Origin of the sequence: Halomonas sp. DP1Y21-3, from assembly GCF_019801245.1 — a bacterium.
GTDB classification, from domain to species: domain Bacteria; phylum Pseudomonadota; class Gammaproteobacteria; order Pseudomonadales; family Halomonadaceae; genus Halomonas; species Halomonas litopenaei.
The window spans coordinates 266497-284445 of the sequence record NZ_JAHVJM010000002.1 but is presented as its reverse complement, the minus strand read 5'-3'; the positions used below and the strand labels follow the sequence as shown (position 1 = coordinate 284445).

Below are 17949 nucleotides of genomic sequence, written 5' to 3'. Positions count from 1 at the left end.
TGCATTTCGTAACACGATTGTGGGGAACCCTCATGCAACTGCGTCGTCACACTGTGCGAGCGATTGACGAATTCTCAACCACCTCCTGGAGGACTTCATGCAACGATTCACCGCCCTGATCACCGCCGCCCTGCTTTCTGCTGGTCTGATGAGCGCCACCGCCCATGCCCAGGAAGCAAACGCGCAGGCGTCAGGCAACGCTGACGTCGAGGCTGCCGCTCAGGCGCAGAATTTCTCTGATGCCCAGCTCGAGAAATTCGCCGACGCTTCCAAGGAGATCGCCGCGATTTCCCAGGACTACACCCAGCAGTTGCAGGAAGCCGAAGGCCAGCAGGCCCAGCAGGATGTGCGCACCGAGGCCAACCAGAAGATGGTCGAAGCCGTCCAGCAGAGCGGGCTCGAGGTCGAGACCTTCAACGCTATCGGTCAGGCTATCCAGCAGAACCCGGACATGATGAAGCGCGTACAGGAGATGGCGCAGTCGTGAGCTGACCGCCACACTCGCCAGTCAAAGAGACTGGCCGCCTAGATCGACGCCCGCCGCCCTCGAGGTCGGCGGGCGTTGTTGTTTGCAGTGCTGAAGATGTTTGCACAGGGCGAGGATTCGAGCGGCCGGTCGGGTGTGAAGTCGTGATCAACGAAGGATGGATCGGTCATCAGGTCGCAGTGTCAGCAATGCCTGGCTCTCCGGGCCACGCTCGATGGCTTCTGCGGCGTTTGGCGAGAGGCCGATCAAGATACTGCTAATGCTTTACAGCCGCTGGCCTCGGCTCCATGCTTCCGATAGTCAGAGGGTGGGGGACCAGGGAGCGTCCTGCTGCCAGCCACGGCGACCGCGCGGAGGACACCATGGAAGCGGAACTGTTGGAAATCAGCCAGCATATGGGGCGCTTTGCGCCCTTTGACGGGCTGTCGGAGGAGTTGCTGGACGAGGTCGCCGGACAGGTGCAGGTCAGCTACTTCAAGGCCGGCTCGACCATTCTCGAGCTTGATGCCGTGCATCAGGAGTTCTGCTACATCCGCAGCGGCGCGGTGGAGGTCACCCGGCGCAACGGAGAGCTCTACAACCTGCTGGGGGAGGGCGACATCTTTGGCCACTTCAGCCTGCTGCGCCACAGTCGTGTGCGCTTCCCGGCCAAGGCGCTGGAAGACAGCCTGATCTACTTCATCCCCGAGGCGATGTTTCATCAGCTGTGCGAAGCCGACGAGCAGTTCGCCGAGTTCGTCGAGGTGGATCGCCCACGGCTCGAGACGGCGGTGGAAAGTCAGCGCAAGAACAACGACATGATGGTGACGCGGATCCGCAAGCTGCTGACTCGCTATCCCGTCATGGTCGAGGCGCGGGCCACGGTGCAGGAGGCGGCGCGCCAGATCAGCGAGTCCCAGGCCTCGGCGGTGCTGGTGCTGGACAAGCCCGAGAACAACCCGCGCTACACCTTCAAGGATAGTGAAGGCGGCTACTGGCAGGTCACCGGGATCCTGACCGACAGCGACTTTCGCACCAAGGTCGTGGCCGAGGGACTGTCGCCGGATACTCCGGTGGGCGAGGTCGCCGGCCGCCGCCTGATCGCGGTGCAGTCCGACGAGTCGGTGCAGGAGGCGATGCTGTGCATGCTGCGCAACAATATCCACCACCTGCCGGTGATGCACCGTCGTTCTCCGGTGGGCATCGTGCACCTCTCCGACATCATTCGCTACGAGACCCAGAGCAGCCTTTATCTGGTCAGCAACATCTTCCATCAACCGTCGGTGGAGTGTCTGGCCAAGCTGGCGCCGGACGTCCAGGCCGCCTTTGTGCGCATGGTTCACGACGGTGCCGACTCGCAGATGGTGGGCAAGGCGCTGTCGACCATCGGACGCAGCTTCACCCGGCGACTTCTGGAGATGGCGGAAGAGGAGCTCGGGCCGCCACCGGTGCCGTACTGCTTTATGGCGCTGGGCTCGATGGCGCGTAACGAGCAGAGCATCGTCACCGACCAGGACAATGCTCTGGTACTGTCCGATGACTTCGATCCAGCATTGCACGACGAGTACTTCGCGACCATGGCCAAGCGGGTCAGCGATGGCCTGGCCGCCTGCGGTTATACCTACTGCAAGGGGGACGTGATGGCCACCAATCCGAAGTGGCGCCAGCCGCTGTCGGTGTGGAAAGGCTACTTCACCGAATGGATCGAGCGGCCGTCACCGGAAGGGCTGCTGCACAGCTCGATCTTCTTCGATCTGGACACGGTCCACGGTGACAATCCGCTGGTGGAGGAGTTGCAGGACCTGGTCGCCACCAAGGCGTCGAAGCACAAGCGCTTTCTTTCCGCCATGGCGCGAAATGCGCTGAATCGGACGCCGCCGCTGGGCATCTTCCGCACCTTCGTGATGGAGAAGGACGGCAAGCACAACAACTCGATCAATCTGAAGCGTCGCGGCACGGCGCCGATGGTGGACCTGATCCGTATCCATGCCCTGGCCTGCGGTTCCCGCGCCCAGAACAGCTTTGACCGCCTGGACGATATCGATCGCACCCAGTTGCTGGCGCCCGGGGTCAGTGACAAGCTGCGCTACGCGCTCGAGTTTCTGTCCATGTCGCGGATTCGTCACCAGGTCATCGATCTGGAGCACGAGCACGAGCCCGACAACAATATCGAGCCGGAAAACGTCTCCAGCGAGGAGCGACACAATCTCAAGGATGCCTTCCAGGCGCTCAGCAACGCCCAGAAGTTCCTCAAGTTCCGTTATCCCCTTACCAGCAGGTAGCCGCCATGCCGTTGCTTCGCCCCAAGACTCGCTCGGCACCGGATTGGCACGACTACCTGGTCGCCCGACGTCAGAAGAGCCGCCAGCAGGCGCTGGTGGACTTCTTCGCCGGGGCCGACCTGTCGCCGATCCTGCCGATTCAGGAGGCGCCGCTGATGGCACTGGACCTGGAGACTACCGGGCTCGATCCCAGGCGTGACGAGATCGTCTCGATTGGCCTGGTTCCCTTTTCGCTGTCGCGTATTCGGCTCGCCGAGCGGCGCTACTGGGTGGTGCGTCCCCATCGCACCCTGAACGCCGAATCGGTGACCTTTCATCACATCACCCACGCCGATATTCAGGGGGCTCCGCGGATCGAGGAGGTGCTCGCCGATGTCTTCCGCGCCATGGCCGGCCACCTGCTGGTGGTGCACTTTCGCCATATCGAGAGGTCCTTTCTGGACGCCGCGGTACGCGCGGCCTGGAAGGAGTCACTGAGCTTCCCGGTGATCGACACCATGTCGCTGGAGGCGCGCATCCACCGTCAGTCGACCATGGCGCGCTTTCGTCGCTGGATGGGCCGACCACCCAGGTCGATCCGCCTGCACGACAGTCGGCTGCGCTACGGGCTACCACATTATCATGGGCACCACGCCCTGACCGACGCCATCGCCACGGCGGAGCTGCTGCAGGCGCAAGTAGCCGGCAACTACGGCCCGGAGACGCCCATCGGTATGCTGTGGAGCTGAATAAGGAAGTTGAGTTGCCCGTCGATACGTCAGCCATCTCGCCAAAAGAAAAGCGGCAGCCCGAGGGCTGCCGCCTTTTTTATGCACTTGCTGTCTGCGTAAGGCTGGCCTAGACCGCCTTGGGCTCGCTCATCAGGCCCTTGATGATGGCGTAGCAGGCCACCAGAAGCACCAGGGTGAACGGCAGCCCGGTCGAGACCGCCGCCGCTTGCAGGGCGGTAAGACCGCCGCCCAGCAGCAGGGCGATGGCGATGGCGCCCTCGATGATGGCCCAGAACACGCGCTGCGGCTTGGGTGCGTCGACCTTGCCGCCGGCGGTGATCGAGTCGATGACCAGCGAACCGGAGTCCGAAGAGGTCACGAAGAACACGATGACCAGCACGATGCCGATGAAGGAAGTGATCGAGGCCAGCGGCAGCTCGCCGAGCATGGCGAACAGCTTGAGCTCGAGGGCGGCGTCCTGGACGCCCTGGAAACCATCGGTGATGTACTGCTCGATGGCGGTACCGCCGAAGGAGGTCATCCACAGCACCGATACCAGGGTCGGGACCAGCAGCACGGCGGTGAGGAACTCACGCACGGTGCGGCCACGGCTGACCCGAGCGATGAACATGCCGACGAACGGAGACCAGGAGATCCACCAGGCCCAGTAGAAGGCGGTCCAGCCCTGAACGAAGTTGGCGTCCTCGCGACCGAAGGGGTTGGACAGCGCCGGCAGCTCGGCCAGGTAGTGACCCAGGTTGGTGAAGAAGCCGGTGGCGATGGCCAGAGTCGGGCCCACCAGGATCACGAACGCCAGCAGCAGGAAGGCCAGCACCATGTTCACCTGGGACAGGCGCTGCACACCCTTGTCGACGCCAAGCATGATGGAACACAGCGCAACGGCGGTGATGCCGGCGATCAGCAGCACCATGGTGGTGTCGGTATTCGGCGTACCGAACAGCTCGTTCAGGCCCGCGGCGGCCTGGGAGGCACCGAGCCCCAGCGAGGTGGCCAGACCGAACAGGGTGGCAAAGACCGCCAGGATGTCGATCAGGTGGCCCGGCCAGCCCCATACGCGCTCGCCCAGGATCGGGTAGAACACCGAGCGCATGGTCAGCGGCAGACCCTTGTTGAAGGCGAAGATGGCCAGTGACAGGCCGACGATGGCGTAGGCCGCCCAGGGGTGCAGGCCCCAGTGGAAGATGGTTGCCGCCATACCGAGATTGACCGCGGCTTGCTCGTCACCGGCGGCGGCGCCCAGCGGTGCCCAGTCGGTACGTATGCCGTTTTCGCCGACCGAGGTGCCCCCGAGCGCGGTGGAGAAGTGGGTCATCGGCTCGGAAACGCCATAGAACATCAGACCGATGCCCATGCCGGCGGCGAACAGCATGGCAAACCAGCCCATGTAGCTATAGTCGGGCGTGGCTTCGGCACCACCGATGCGGACCTTGCCCAGCGGGGTGAAGATCAGTACCAGCGACAGCAGCACGAAGATATTGCCACCGAGCAGAAAGACCCAGGACAGGTTGCTGGTCAGCCAGCCGCGGACACCGTTGAAGAATGGCTCGGCGTCGCCCTGAAAGGCCAGGGTCAGGATCACGAAGACCAGGATCAGCAGCGACGAGACGGTGAACACCTTGCCGTGCAGGTCCACGTCCACACCGAAGGACTTGGTGACGATATTGTCCTGACCGATGACGTAATCGGTATCGATCAGGTTGGCCGGCCCATCCGGGGCCGGAATACCCTCGCTGCCGGTATCGGCAGATGAAGGCTTGTGGTTAGGGTCTTTTTCCACGTGCGATCTCCCTTGCGTTTAAAAATGGTAACTGTGGCGTCACGCCATCGACTCGGAGTGGGGTCGCGGCTGGCTCGTCTGTCATCGATACCGTACGGTCCAGCCTGCCTGAAGTGTGGCCTGCCTGAGCCAGCTTGCCAGTTGTGCCGTCAACGGCATCTATTCCAAGGCCGCCCGGGCACGCCTGGGTCAGCTTGCCACGATCGTCCGAGACTCGAGGTTCTGCCGGCGACCGCTTGCACCGTGTGGGCGACGCAGGTGCGGGCCGCAACGACAGCAGGGGCGCCCCGTGGCACCCCTGACCATTGCCACAGCATCATGACGGTGGCGTGGCATCTATTGGACTCAGGCCTCGCCGAGCCACTCCTTGACCACGTCCTGGTTGTCCTCGACCCACTTCTGGGCGTTTTCGTAGGGATCGGTGTCGTCTTCCTGATTCATCAGCATGACTTCACCCATCATTTCCGTGGTCCACTCGAAGTTCTCGAGGATGGCGTAGGCCTCCGGCATGTCCTCTTCGAGGCCCTGACGGACGATGGTGTGGATCTGCTCGGCGCCACCGTAGACGCCCTGGGGGTCCTCGAGGTACTTGAGGTCCCAGCGGGCGAACATCCAGTGCGGGGTCCAGGTGGTGACCACGATCGGCTCGCCACGGTCGATGGCGCTGCCCAGTGCGGCGGTCATGGTGGCGCCGCTGCCGGTGCGCAGGTCCAGGTCGAGCTCGTAGGCGTCGACCACTTCCTCGGTCAGACGCATCAGGCCGGCGCCAGGATCGATGCCGATGATCTCGCCGTTGAACTGGTCGGCGTGTTCATTGAGCTCATCAATCGAGTCGACCTCGGAATCTGCCGGGACCGCAAGGCCCAGCTTGGTGCCGTCGAGGTTGACGCCGGCATCGACCAGCTGGTCCTGGAGGCGCGCGTAGTAGTCCTCGTGGGTGGTCGGCAGCCAGCCCGCGAGCAGAGCGTCGGCGTCGCCGCTGGCGACGGACTGCCACATGGCCGCGGCAGACAGTGCGGAGGTCTCGACCTCGTAGCCGGCCTGTTCGAGCACAGCACGAACCACGTTGGTCGACGCCACGGTGGACGACCACTCGACGTAGGCCAGGTGCACGGAACCCTTGTCCTGGGCGTGAACACTGGTGGCGGCGGCGCTGATGGCCAGGGCCAGACCGAGAGAACGAGTTGCCTTGGGTGACATGGTGCGACTCTCCTTGCGATAAGAGGTATTAGCGTGAAGCAGGCGACAGTGTCTTGCAAATGCCGCCCCGCAGGCTCCCCCGGCCGAGGGAGCCCGCGTCGAGCGTTTACTGCTTGCGCTCCTTGCGCAGGGACTGGGTCAGGCGATCCAGCAGCATCGCCAGGATGACCACCGCGATGCCGGCCTCGAAGCCATCGCCCGGACGCAGTCGCTGGATAGCTCGCCAGACCTCGCTGCCCAGGCCATCGGCGCCGATCATGGCGGCGATCACCACCATCGACAGGGCCAGCATGATGGTCTGGTTGATGCCGGCCATTACCGTGGGCAGCGACAGCGGCAGCTGCACCTTGACCAGCTTCTGGCCGCGGGTGGCGCCGTAGGCGTCGGCGGCCTCGATCAGCTCCACCGGTACCTGACGGATGCCCAGGGTGGTGAAGCGGATGGCCGGCGGCATGGAGAAGATCACGGTGGCAAAGATCGCCGACACCGAGCCGATACCGAAGAACGGGATCGCCGGGATCAGGTAGACGAAGGCCGGCATGGTCTGCATGAAGTCCAGCACCGGCATGATCAGGCGATAGAGTCGATCGGACAGCGCCGCGGCGATACCCACCGGCAAGGCGATGACCACCGCCACCAGGGTGGCGATGACGACCAGGGTCAGGGTCTCGATCATCGGGTCCCACAGATCGAGGTTCCAGATCAGGCCAAGGCCCAAGACCGCGCCGATGGCGAGCCTGGGGCTTGCCATCTTCCAGCACAGGCCGGCGATGATCAGCAGCAGGGCCCAGTCGGGCAGCCACATCAGGGCGTCATTGAGACCGTCGATACCGGTCTGGGTAATCCGCGAGATGCCGCGGGTGACGGCAGAGTATTCGGTGGTCAGCCAGCTCAGGCCGGTTTCGATCCAGTCACCGAGGGGAATGCGAGGAATCTCGATCGCCATTAGTGGTCTCCTGCCTGTGCCAGTTCATCCAGTACCGCGCCCTTGACCACCACGCCCAGCAGGCGTCGCTCGTCGTCGATGACGGCGATGGGGAAGCTCTTTTCGTTGAACAGCGCGAACAGATTGTGCAGCGGCTCGTCGGGACCCACGGTGCGGAAGTCCTGGGTCATCACGCTATCCAGTCGGTCCTGTCCGCTCTGGATGGCGCTGTTGGCGGCGTCGGCTTCGACCAGTCCCTTGAGCTTGCGATCGCGGCTGGTGACGTAGATCGAGTCCATGGCGTTTTCTTTCATCTTGCGCAGTGCGGTACGCGGGCCGTCGTCCTCGCGGGCGGTCGCGCGCACCGGGCGCATGGCGCTCTCGGCGGTCAGCACCCGGGACATGTCGACGCCTTCGATGAAGCGCTCGACGTAGTCGTCGGCCGGCTTGGTCAGGATCTCCTCCGGCGTGCCGATCTGCACCACCTCACCGTCCTTGAGCAGGACGATGCGGTCACCGATGTTCAGCGCTTCGTCCAGATCGTGGGTGATGAACACCGTGGTCTTCTTCATGCGGTGCTGGAGTTCCAGCAACTCCTGCTGCATATCCTTGCGGATCAGCGGGTCGAGCGCCGAGAAGGCCTCGTCCATCAGCAGCACGGTGGAGTCATTGGCCAGCGCCCGGGCCAGGCCGACACGCTGCTGCATGCCGCCGGACAGCTGATTGGGGTAGGCGTCTTCCCAGCCATTCAGCCCGACCTGGGTCAGGGCGTCACGGGCGGTCTTGGCGCGGGTGTCGGCGTCGATGCCGCGAATCTCCAGCCCGAACTCCGCGTTCTGCTGCACGGTACGGTGGGGGAACAGGGCAAAGTTCTGGAAGACCATCGAGAAGTGACGACGGCGGCACTCCAGTAGTGCCTTGTCGGAGAGCTGCGGAATGTCCTCGCCGTCGATGATGATCTCGCCTTCGGTGGGCTCGATCAGCCGGTTGAGGCAGCGGATCAGGGTCGACTTGCCCGAGCCTGAGAGGCCCATGATCACCAGCAGTTCGCCTTCATGGACGTCGAAGTCGATGTTCGACAGGCCCAGGGTCTGGCCGGTCTTGTCCAGGATTTCAGGACGCTTGAGCCCTTCATCGCGTAGCTTGAGTGCCTTCTTCGGCTGGTCGCCGAAGACCTTGCTCAGCCCGCGAACCTTGATCTTGACGGATCGGTTCTCGCTCATGGGTAGGGGTGCCTTGTTGGGTTGCGTAAACACGTCCAGCCGGTCGAACGATGAAGGTCGACGTCACGTGCATCCTGGCGTCGGCGTTCATCGTCCAGCGCTGGCGCGGCTGCGTCAGGGGCGGCACTCCTTGCCGCATCCCCACGGCTGAACAGCATGCCAGCTTTCACCGTTGAGGCGCAGAAAGGTGCAATACCCTAAAGGTCTTTGAAAGATCATTCAAATTCAGCATGGGCGCACGTTGACTGAATCGAGAAAGCCCCGATGGGTGCGGTATTGGGTAGAAGTGGGGGAGAAGCCCATGCCGGAACGGCATGGGCAAGGGGAGCTATTTCCCTGTCGCGCTTCCTGTCGCGGTCAGTATCGGCGCCGCTCAGCGTACCCGCGTCAGCCGGATCAGACGACCGGGATCGCTGTCGGTCAGCAGGTAGATGGCGCCGTCGGGGCCGAGCCGCACGTCGCGGATGCGGCCGACCTCGCCATCCAGCACCACCTCGCGCTCGATGATGCTGTCGCCCTCGAGGCGCAGGCGCAGCAGTCGCTCGCCGCGAAGCCCGCCCGCCAGCAGATCGCCCTGCCAGGCGGGAAATTCTTCACCGCTGACCACGGCGAGCCCGGACGGCGCAAAGCGTCCTTCGAACACATGCGCCGGATCGCGCATGCCCGGGGCACTGTCGACGCCCAGCGGCAGGTTGGTGGCGTAGTCGCGTCCGCGGGTCACCTCGGGCCAGCCGTAGTTCTCGCCGGGCAGAATACGATTGAGTTCGTCGCCGGTGCGCGGGCCGTGCTCGGTCGACCACAGGGTGCCGTCGGCAGCCTGGGCAAGGCCCTGAGGATTGCGGTGGCCGATCGAGTAGACCTCGGGGGCCGCGTCATCGTCGAAGCCCGGATTGTCCGGCGCGGGATCGCCGTCTGCGGTCAGCCTGAGCAGGCTGCCGGCGTGGTCTGCCGGGTCCTGGGCGCGGCCTTTGCTGACGCCGCGATCGCCGATGGTCAGCCACAGCAGGCCCTGGTCGTCGAACAGCAGGCGGCCACCATAATGGCGGCCTGGCGTGGAAAAGCGATTCTGCACAAAAATTGGCGTTATCGCGCCCAGGGCGTCGTCCTCGAACCTGACCCGTGATACCGCCGTGGCGTCGTCCGAGTCGCCGTCCTTGCCGGGCTTCGCCCAGCTGAAGTAGAGCCAGTCGTGGGTGCCATCGCCGAATTGCGGATGCAGCGCCAGGTCAAAGAGCCCACCCTGGCCGCGGTGTGAGACCTCCGGCAGGCCGTCGAGTCTCTGGACATCACCGTCATCCACCAGCGCCAGGGTCCCGGGCTGCTCGGCGACCAGCATGCGCCCATCGGGCAGAAAGGCCAGCGACCAGGGGGTGTCCAGCTCATCGGTGATCAGCTCGAGCGCGACCGGGTGATGAAGCCCCGGCACCTGCTCGGGCAACGACGCCGCCTGGGCGCCTGCAGGCAATGACAATGTCAGCAGGGCGAGGGAAAGGCTTCGCAACATGGAGACTCCGCACGACAAGTATGGGTTTCCGGTGGCGGACCGCTTCCCAGTCCCGGGCACGCCGAGCGGCGATGGCGTGCCAGGTCGACGGAGACGCTTTTCCTGCCAATGGCAACAAGCGTTACAGCAGCAGCGCCAGCAGCACCGGTAGATAGATCAAGGATAGCAGTGTGGAACAGAACACCAGGCTCGCCACATAGGCGGGCTCGCGCTGGGACTTCTGGGCAAACAGATAGTTGAACACCGCCACCGGCATGCTCATCTGCAGCACCAGGATCGCCAGTGCCATGGGGGGCAGGTCAAGCCAGATGCCTATGCCCCAGGCCACGCCCGCCGCCAGGGGGATGCGCAAAAGGCTGAACCAGACACCCGAGCGCAGGCTTCTGACCTGGATGCTGGCCAGCGACACCCCCAGGGTGATCAGCATCAGCGGCACGGTGAAGCCTGAAATCAGATCGACGCTGTTCTGCAGCCACAGCGGCAGTTCGGTGTCGGTGAACAACAGCGCGATGGAGATCAGGATGGCGTAGACCGTGGGCGTCTTGACCAGCGACTTCAGCGGATTGCCACGACTGGCCAGCATGGTGCCCAGGGTGAACTGGAACAGTGACACCGTCACCATCACCGTGATGCCGAAGGCGAAGCCAGCCTCGCCGAAGGCGTAGAGGATCACCGGTAGCCCCATGTTGCCGGTGTTGGGGTACATGGTGGGAGCCAGCAGTACCCGCCAGTCCTTGCGCAGTACCAGCGCCAGCACGAAGGCCAGCGCGGCCATGGCGCACAGCACCAGGGCGGCCGCCAGCATGGTGCGACCGAAGCTCGAGGCGTCGATCTCGGCACCCGCCAGCGAGGCGATCACCAACGCAGGCGTACCGATGTTGAACACCAGTTTGGTGACGAAGGCCACCGGATAGTCGAAACCGCGGCGGATCCAGAAGAATCCGAGACCGGCGCCGGTGATCACCGGCGCCATCACGGCGAAGAGTTGGGCAAACATGCGAGGATCTATCTCCTTATCGGTCGACACCCGGGGCCTTGGCACCCTGTCGGTCTGGAGTACGCTGCCGGCCAGCGACGCCGACAGCAGGCGCGGCTTGCCTGGCCTGTCGAGAGCGAGCGGCCTGGCGCTCCAGCGACATCGTCAAGCGCTCGATCAGGCCCGCCATCAGCCGGTGCTCGGCGCTGTCATTCGTCTGCTGTTCAAGCGTCTGCAGCAGCCGGTTGCCGTATTCACGAGCTCTATCTGGTGCGTGGCCTCTGGCGCTGGCGCCGTAGTCGTCGGCGAGGGCGGCGGCAAGGTCGTCAAGGGCGAGGTCGAGCGCGTCACTGCGCCCGCCCAGGCGCCGCCGCAGATTGAGGCTGGCGTAGCCGAGGTCCAGCCCCACCAGGCCCAGCGAAAATAGATAGCGGCGTTCTTCCGGGAGGCTGTCGTCGTGCTGGGCGAGCCTGAGTAGGCGGTCCGCCATGGTACCACCGAAGCGTGACTCGGCTTCATGCAGGCTGCGCCGGTGAAGCCCGTGGAGGTCGCCTACCGTGGCGCTGACCAGCCGGTGCTTGCGAATGGTGGTGGGGAGGCCTGGCGCCAGGCGAAAGGCCATCACCACGGTGGAGAGCCCGAGCAGCAGGGCGATAGCGCGGCCGAGGAAGCCGTCGACGGAAAAGTCCATGCCATTGCCGGGCATGGTCAGCAGGATGTTGCCGATGGTGAAGGCCAGGCAATAGCCCATCAAGCGGGGGTTGGCGGCGCCCAGCAGACCAAGGAACAAGGGCGGCATGAACACCAGCGCGAGGGTGACGAAGTCATTGGCCTGGGCCAGCAGTACATGGCCGAACAGCAAGGCGCTGGGCACCGCCGCCAGCATCCCCTTGAGGAAGGTGGTGGCGACCGCTGCCGGATTGTCGCGGGTCGCGAAGAAGGCCGAGAACAGGGTGCCGACCAGCATCGCGATCTGACCATTGTCCCAGGCGGTGTAGCGCCAGACGATGGCCAGCAGGGCGAACACCAGTCCGGCTCGCAGTCCGTTGAGGGCGGCTTCCAGATGATCCCGGTGAAAGGCCAGCGCCGGCGCCTTGAGGCGGCGTTTGCCGGGGGTGTGGATCGCCTCTCGCGCATCGAGGATGACCAGAGCGTGGCCGAGGGCCTCGCGCAGGCCGAGATGGATGCGCCGTTGCAGCAGCGCCTCTGGCGACTCGGTAGTGCGTGTCGGTTCGGGGTCGCTGGTGATGGGCCCACTGGCGCTGCGCCCGCACCGGGCTGTGGTTTGGCCTGCGGCCTGGTCTGGGGCCTGGTCCGAGGCCAGGTCTGGGGCCTGGTCTAAGTCCGGAGCTATGCCCTCGTCCAAGTCTGCGGCCATGCACTGAAGGGCCCGATGCCTGAGCGCCTGCAGCCGCTGGCGGGCCTGGGCCACACCGCTGCCCTCGGCGCTGCGGCGCAGGTCACTGGCCATGTCCTCGATCAGGCGTTTGGTGGACGATGGCAGCTCGCCGCCGTGGGAGCGCAGCAGTTGCTGCAGCGCGTGGAGGATCGCCAGCAGGCGGGCGGTGCGCACCGTCAGCACATGGCTGGCGCGTAGCCGGCCGATGCCTTCCGGGCCTTCGTAGCGTGCCGCCTGGCTATCGGTTTCCAGCTGGGTCAGGGGTTGCAGACTGGCGGTCAGGGTGGCTTGCAGGGCAGCGATATCGGCGCTGTTGTCCAGGCGCAGGGCGCCGTGCAGGAAGGCCTGATTGACCACCTGATCGGCCAGGCCGGCGAGATGATCACGGACCTGAATCGGCCACAGCAAGGCGCTGACCAGGGTGGCGCAGATGGCCCCCAGCGCCAGCTCCGACAGGCGCGCCACGGCCACCGCGAACAGACCCGTGGGGGCGCTGGCGGTGATGACCACGATCAGCATGGCGGTGACGGCCGCCATGATGCAGCCGAAGGAAGCGTTGTTGCGGGTCACCGAGGCGGCGTAGGCGCACAGGATGATCCAGGCGGTCAGACAGACCAGTGCCGGTGTCGGCGACTGCACGAACAGCGACATGATGGCGATGCCGGCGAGGCAGCCGACGACGGTGCCGGTGATCTGGCTGATGCCTTTCTCCAGCACCATGCCGCTCATCGGGCGAATCTGCAGAAAGGCGGCGGAAATCAGCGCCCAGTAGGGACGATCGAGGTCGCACCAGAGAGCAATGTACAGCGCCAGACCCATGGCCAGGGTGGCCTTGATGGCGAACTTGACCGCACTGGCCGGCGGCGTCAGGTAGGCCTGCCACCATACCGAAAAAGGCATCAGCGAGACTCGGGCCGGACCCGCACCGTGGCGGTCATGCCGGCGCTCAGGTCGAGGTTCGTCGGCACCTCGTCGAGGGCGATGCGTACCGGAATGCGCTGGGCCAGGCGCACCCAGCTGAAGGTGGGCTCGACCTGGGGCAGCAGCTGGTCGTTGGGGGTGGCGTTGTCATTGGCGATGGCTCGTCCGATGCTGTCGACGTGGCCATCCAGCTCGAGGTTGCCGCTCATCAGAATGACCTTGGCTGGATCGCCCACGGCCAGGGCAGGGCGCTTGGTCTCCTCGAAGTAGGCGGTGACGTAGTAGGAATCTTCCACCACCAGCGCCATGACCGAGGTGCCCCGATTGACGTAGTTGCCCTGAGTGAGCTTGAGGTTGATCAGGTGTCCCGAGGCCGGGGCGGTGACCTCGGTGCGCTCCAGGTCCAGGCGGGCGCTGGTCAGGTCACTGCGGGCCTGGTCGAGGGCGGCGGCGGCGACATCGCGGTCACGATTGGCGCTTTCGCGATTCTCGGCGCTGATCGCCTGGCGGCTGAGTTGCTCTCGCCGCGACGCCTCGTGTTCCTTTAGTGCAAGCTCGGCCTCACGCTGGGCGACGATGGCAGAGGCCTTGGCCAGGGCGGCCTGGTAGCGAGCATCGTCGATACGAAACAGCACCTGGCCTTTTTCAACGTGGTCGTTGTCGTCGACCGCAAGGGCGATCACCCGGCCCGAGACGTCGGGTGCCACGGTGATGATGTCGGCGCCGACTCGGGCGTCACGGGTCCAGGGGCTGTACAGATAGTAGCGCCATAGCCACAGTCCGGCAGCCACGGCGGCGGCGACCACCGCCAGGGTGATCAGCACGCGCAGGGTCTTGCGCATTCAGGCGCCTCCGCTGGCAAGCGCACCCCACCAGGCGACCCCGGCGGTGCACAGAACGAAAAGAGAGGTGTCCAGCCACGCCTCGTACCACAGCCGAGAGGTGCCACACAGGCGGTGCAGGGCGAAGCGCAGTACTGCGGCGAGCAGCAGTCCGATCAGGGCGTAGACCAGCAGTGGGCTGAAATAGATACCGCCAAGCGCGACTTCCTTGAGCGCCATGCTGGGCCTCCCCGGGATTCAACCGTGCGGTTGTGAATCGTGTAACCGAGACCAAGCGTAGCAAACATGCAAGCAAGGCGGGAGGGGCTCACCCCGCCTGACGGCGGGGCAGGGCGGTGGTCTCCAGGGCTCGCCAGGCGTCCGGCACGGCGTCGCGCAGATGGTCGAGCAGGGCGCTGACCTTGCGCGGCTGATGGCCGAAACCGTAAAGCAGGGTCACCGGCAGCGGTGCCAGCGACCAGTCTTCCAGGCAGCGCACCAGTTCGCCGGGGTGATGGCGTTCGCGGGCTTCGGTGGTCCACACCGGCAGGATGCCGAGCCCGCGTCCCCGGGCGATGGCGTCGATATGCAGCATCGACTGGTCGACGCGAAAGCGTGACGCCGGTGGCTGGAAGTGCACCGTGCCGCCGTGACGGTGGGACAGGGTGATGCCGCCCTGACTGTCGCCCATCAGGTCGATCCATGCGTGATGGCCAAGGGCGTCGGGTGCCTCCGGGGTACCGTGCTTCGCCAGATAGTCCGGATGAGCGTAGATGCCGCGCTCCAGCGCGCCGAGGCGCTCCTGGCGCAGGTTGCCCTCGTCGGTCTCGCCAAGCCATACGCAGATGCCCTGGAAGTCGGGATCCCGTGGCGCCGTTTCGCCGGTGCTCAGCGTCAGGCGTATCGCCGGATGACGTTCCAGAAAGGTCTCCATCACGCCGCCCAGCCAGCTTCGCGTCAGGGTGCGATGGGCTTCGACATGAAGCTCGCCGCTGACGTCCTCGCGCAGGCTGTCCAGGGTGCGCTGACCCTGTTCGGCCAGTTCCAGGATTTCCCGACTGATCACGTAGTAGCGCTGTCCGGCCTCGGTGGGCAGGAGCTGGTTGGCCTGACGCTTGAGCAGCGGCTGGCCCAGCCGCGACTCGAGCTGGGTGATTCGCCGGCTCAAGGTCGACTTCGCCAGACCCAGTTGGATGGCGCTCTGGGTCAGGCTTCCGGTCTCCATGACGCGGTTGAAGGCAAGCAGTTCGTCGAGATCTGGCATGGCATCACGCAAGCGGGAAGAGGGGCAACACGAACCGCCAGTATGCCACGAGATCGTGCGGATGAAAATCATTCTCCCTTGTGATGGCGGCCTCTACCGCATGCCCAGCCGTGCACTTCCTGCGCGTGGATCGATGCAAGCCGGGGGGGGGGGCAGGCGGGCAAGGCGAGTAGGGGCGGGCGAATCAGGCAGGCAAGGCAGCTTCGGGAGGGGGTTGCGAGAGTTGCAACGTCACGTTCACGAGCAATTGTGCAACTTTGATGGAAGAATCTAAATGATAAATATTCACATTCATTGTTGTGCGCAGGTCGTCTCGACCCAGGGCGGCGGTCCTGAAACGCCAGCCATTGCGCGTGCCACCGGGTGGCTTGCCACCCCTTTTCGGAGTCATGAAGAAGATGTTGCCTCAGCGCTTGTCAGCTCAACCTCTGTCATCTCGCAGCCTGTCACCTCGTTCCCTGTCGCTTCACCCTCTATCGCTTCACATTCGCCGCCTGGCGGCGGGGCTGTCGGGGATCGCCCTGTGTGGCGCAGTGCCGGCGCTCGGCGCCGAAGACATGGCGCTTGATGACGTGGTGGTCACCGCCTCAGGCTTCGATCAGAGCGTGGCCGATGCGCCGGCCTCGATCAGCGTGGTGACCCGGGAGGATCTGGAGAAGCGCTACTACCAGGACGTCACCGACGCCCTGCGTGACGTGCCCGGGGTGATCGTCACCGGCGGCGGTGGTGGCGACAACGGCTACGACATCAGCATGCGTGGCATGCCCGCGGAGTACACCCTGCTGCTGATCGACGGGCGCCGCGTCAGTACTCGTGAGACCCGCCCCAACGGCAGCGCCGGCTTCGAGCAGGACTGGCTGCCGCCGCTGCAGGCCATCGAGCGCATCGAGGTGGTGCGTGGTCCCATGGCCACCCTGTACGGCTCCGATGCCATCGGTGGGGTGATCAACGTCATCACCCGCAAGGTGGCCGATGAGTGGCACGGCAACCTGCAGCTCGACACCATGCTGCAGGAAGACAGCGCGTCCGGCGACAGCCGCCAGGCCAACTTCTATACCTCTGGTCCGCTGGTCGAGGGGCTGGCCGGGCTGACCCTCTACGGCCGTGCGACCCAGCGCGATGAAGACAATATCCTCTATGGCTACGAGGACAAGCAGGTCCAGAGCCTGACCGCGAGGTTGTCGCTGACACCCAGCGTCAACCACGACCTGGCGCTGGAGGCCAGTCGCACCGAGCAGCAGCGCGAGGCGCTGGTGGGCAACAGCGTCGATCCGGACGGTTGTCGTGGCGCCTGTGAGGACAGCTTCGACGACTACACCCAGGAGTACGTCGCCCTGACTCATACCGGGCGTTTCTCCTTCGGCACCAGCGAGACCTATGTCCAGCGCGAGGTGTCCGAGAACGAGACCCGCGAGATGGAGATCACCAACACCAACGCCAAGTCGAGCCTGGTGGTGCCGCTCGGTGCCCATATCGTCACCGTCGGCGCAAGCTTCGAGGAAGAGGAGCTGGACGATCGTACCTCGAACCAGATATCGGATCTCACCAATGTCCGCAACAGCCAATGGGCGCTGTTCGCCGAGGACGAATGGATGCTGCTCGACGACTGGTCGCTGACCGGTGGCGTGCGCATGGATCATGACGAGAACTACGGCTCCGAGATCAGCCCACGGCTTTACAGCGTGTGGCACATGACCCAGGACTGGACCCTCAAGGGTGGCGTGTCCACCGGCTATCGCTCGCCGGACCTCAGGGAAATCACCCCGGACTGGGGCCAGGTCAGCCGCGGCGGTGACGTTTACGGCAACCCGGATCTCGAGCCGGAGACCTCGCTCAACAAGGAGCTGGGCCTTCTCTATAACGGGGCTGGCGGGTTGTCGGCCAGCGCCACGCTGTTCCACAACGACTTCGACGACAAGATCACGCGGATCGAGTGTCCGGCCGACGTCTGTACCGACGGCCCCAACCAGTTCGGCAGCAACCCCACCTATCGGGTCAACGTCGACGAAGCGGTCACCCAGGGGGTGGAGCTGTCGCTGTCGACGCCGCTTGGCGACTCGCTCGAGCTGTCGGCGAGCTACACCTACACCGACTCCGAGCAGAAGAGTGGCGAGTACGAGGGCGAGCCCCTGACTCAGCTGCCGGAGCACGAGTTCTCGGCCAGTCTCGACTGGGAGATCAACGATCGCCTGTCCCAGTGGACCCGGGTCACCTACCGTGGCGACGAGAGTCAGCCCACCACCGGCCCATCCCAGAGTGAAATCGTCGCGCCGGACTACACCTTCGTCGACACCGGCCTTGGCTATCAGTTGACCGACGCCGCCCGCGTCAACGTCGGCATCTACAACCTGTTCGATGAAGACATCGACTACGACGAGTATGGCTACGTCGAGGATGGCCGCCGGCTGTGGCTGGGGCTGAACGTCGATTTCTGATCCCTGAGGGGCCAAGGGAAGAAAT

Annotated in this window: 14 protein-coding genes; 4 read left to right on the top strand and 10 right to left on the bottom strand. The window is 64.8% G+C overall.

Annotation, left to right across the window (positions count from 1 at the left end):
• Positions 1-97: 97 nt before the first annotated feature.
• The 3 genes from KUV74_RS06500 (at position 98) to KUV74_RS06490 (ending at position 3476) form a co-directional block, all read left to right on the top strand.
• Positions 98-487 (top strand): DUF4168 domain-containing protein, encoded by a 390-nt coding sequence (locus tag KUV74_RS06500; protein ID WP_108132478.1) that lies wholly within the window; start codon positions 98-100, stop codon positions 485-487.
• Positions 488-849: 362 nt separating this feature from the next.
• The gene (locus tag KUV74_RS06495; RefSeq protein WP_108132479.1) at positions 850-2748 is read left to right on the top strand and encodes a DUF294 nucleotidyltransferase-like domain-containing protein; all 1899 of its coding nucleotides are present in this window, start codon (positions 850-852) and stop codon (positions 2746-2748) included.
• Between the two features lie 5 nt (positions 2749-2753).
• Positions 2754-3476 carry a 3'-5' exonuclease gene (locus tag KUV74_RS06490; protein ID WP_045992020.1) on the top strand — a complete coding sequence of 241 codons (723 nt, stop codon included), beginning with the start codon at positions 2754-2756 and terminating at the stop codon, positions 3474-3476.
• Positions 3477-3585: 109 nt separating this feature from the next.
• Here the strand turns inward: KUV74_RS06490 and KUV74_RS06485 are convergent, their stop codons facing one another.
• The 10 genes from KUV74_RS06485 to KUV74_RS06440 form a co-directional block, all read right to left on the bottom strand.
• Positions 3586-5256, bottom strand: a complete 1671-nt coding sequence (locus KUV74_RS06485) for a BCCT family transporter (protein ID WP_222515951.1) — start codon at positions 5254-5256, stop codon at positions 3586-3588.
• Positions 5257-5601: 345 nt separating this feature from the next.
• On the bottom strand, positions 5602-6456 hold the full coding sequence (locus KUV74_RS06480) for a glycine betaine ABC transporter substrate-binding protein (RefSeq protein WP_108448283.1): 855 nt from the start codon (positions 6454-6456) through the stop codon (positions 5602-5604).
• 106 nt (positions 6457-6562) lie between these two features.
• Positions 6563-7396, bottom strand: coding sequence for an ABC transporter permease (locus tag KUV74_RS06475; protein WP_045992040.1), 834 nt, complete (start codon positions 7394-7396; stop codon positions 6563-6565).
• Between the two features lie 5 nt (positions 7397-7401).
• Positions 7402-8604, bottom strand: coding sequence for a glycine betaine/L-proline ABC transporter ATP-binding protein (locus tag KUV74_RS06470; protein ID WP_045992017.1), 1203 nt, complete (start codon positions 8602-8604; stop codon positions 7402-7404).
• A gap of 373 nt (positions 8605-8977) precedes the next feature.
• On the bottom strand, positions 8978-10108 hold the full coding sequence (locus KUV74_RS06465; RefSeq protein WP_222515950.1) for a PQQ-dependent sugar dehydrogenase: 1131 nt from the start codon (positions 10106-10108) through the stop codon (positions 8978-8980).
• Positions 10109-10229: 121 nt separating this feature from the next.
• Positions 10230-11105 (bottom strand): AEC family transporter, encoded by an 876-nt coding sequence (locus KUV74_RS06460; protein ID WP_045992015.1) that lies wholly within the window; start codon positions 11103-11105, stop codon positions 10230-10232.
• Between the two features lie 16 nt (positions 11106-11121).
• Positions 11122-13383 carry an FUSC family protein gene (locus tag KUV74_RS06455; RefSeq protein ID WP_222515949.1) on the bottom strand — a complete coding sequence of 754 codons (2262 nt, stop codon included), beginning with the start codon at positions 13381-13383 and terminating at the stop codon, positions 11122-11124.
• Positions 13383-14246, bottom strand: coding sequence for an efflux RND transporter periplasmic adaptor subunit (locus KUV74_RS06450; protein ID WP_222515948.1), 864 nt, complete (start codon positions 14244-14246; stop codon positions 13383-13385). The genes KUV74_RS06455 and KUV74_RS06450 overlap by 1 nt, the downstream gene beginning before the upstream one ends.
• The gene (locus KUV74_RS06445; RefSeq protein WP_108132484.1) at positions 14247-14465 is read right to left on the bottom strand and encodes a DUF1656 domain-containing protein; all 219 of its coding nucleotides are present in this window, start codon (positions 14463-14465) and stop codon (positions 14247-14249) included.
• An 88-nt stretch (positions 14466-14553) separates the two neighbouring features.
• Positions 14554-15489: a LysR family transcriptional regulator gene (locus KUV74_RS06440; protein WP_222515947.1), complete on the bottom strand. Its 936-nt coding sequence runs from the start codon at positions 15487-15489 to the stop codon at positions 14554-14556.
• Positions 15490-16046: 557 nt separating this feature from the next.
• On the opposite strand from KUV74_RS06440, the gene KUV74_RS06435 reads away from it, so the two are divergent.
• The gene (locus KUV74_RS06435; protein ID WP_409996584.1) at positions 16047-17924 is read left to right on the top strand and encodes a ligand-gated channel protein; all 1878 of its coding nucleotides are present in this window, start codon (positions 16047-16049) and stop codon (positions 17922-17924) included.
• Positions 17925-17949: the final 25 nt, after the last annotated feature.

What these genes read in the sequence shown, in the direction of transcription:
- KUV74_RS06480 (WP_108448283.1), bottom strand. Translation starts at nt 6,456, where the DNA reads ATGTCACCCAAGGCAACTCGTTCTCTCGGTCTGGCCCTGGCCATCAGC.
- KUV74_RS06495 (WP_108132479.1), top strand. Translation starts at nt 850, where the DNA reads ATGGAAGCGGAACTGTTGGAAATCAGCCAGCATATGGGGCGCTTTGCG.
- KUV74_RS06450 (WP_222515948.1), bottom strand. Translation starts at nt 14,246, where the DNA reads ATGCGCAAGACCCTGCGCGTGCTGATCACCCTGGCGGTGGTCGCCGCC.
- KUV74_RS06435 (WP_409996584.1), top strand. Translation starts at nt 16,047, where the DNA reads ATGGCGCTTGATGACGTGGTGGTCACCGCCTCAGGCTTCGATCAGAGC.
- KUV74_RS06470 (WP_045992017.1), bottom strand. Translation starts at nt 8,604, where the DNA reads ATGAGCGAGAACCGATCCGTCAAGATCAAGGTTCGCGGGCTGAGCAAG.
- KUV74_RS06460 (WP_045992015.1), bottom strand. Translation starts at nt 11,105, where the DNA reads ATGTTTGCCCAACTCTTCGCCGTGATGGCGCCGGTGATCACCGGCGCC.
- KUV74_RS06445 (WP_108132484.1), bottom strand. Translation starts at nt 14,465, where the DNA reads ATGGCGCTCAAGGAAGTCGCGCTTGGCGGTATCTATTTCAGCCCACTG.
- KUV74_RS06440 (WP_222515947.1), bottom strand. Translation starts at nt 15,489, where the DNA reads ATGCCAGATCTCGACGAACTGCTTGCCTTCAACCGCGTCATGGAGACC.
- KUV74_RS06490 (WP_045992020.1), top strand. Translation starts at nt 2,754, where the DNA reads ATGCCGTTGCTTCGCCCCAAGACTCGCTCGGCACCGGATTGGCACGAC.
- KUV74_RS06465 (WP_222515950.1), bottom strand. Translation starts at nt 10,108, where the DNA reads ATGTTGCGAAGCCTTTCCCTCGCCCTGCTGACATTGTCATTGCCTGCA.
- KUV74_RS06455 (WP_222515949.1), bottom strand. Translation starts at nt 13,383, where the DNA reads ATGCCTTTTTCGGTATGGTGGCAGGCCTACCTGACGCCGCCGGCCAGT.
- KUV74_RS06500 (WP_108132478.1), top strand. Translation starts at nt 98, where the DNA reads ATGCAACGATTCACCGCCCTGATCACCGCCGCCCTGCTTTCTGCTGGT.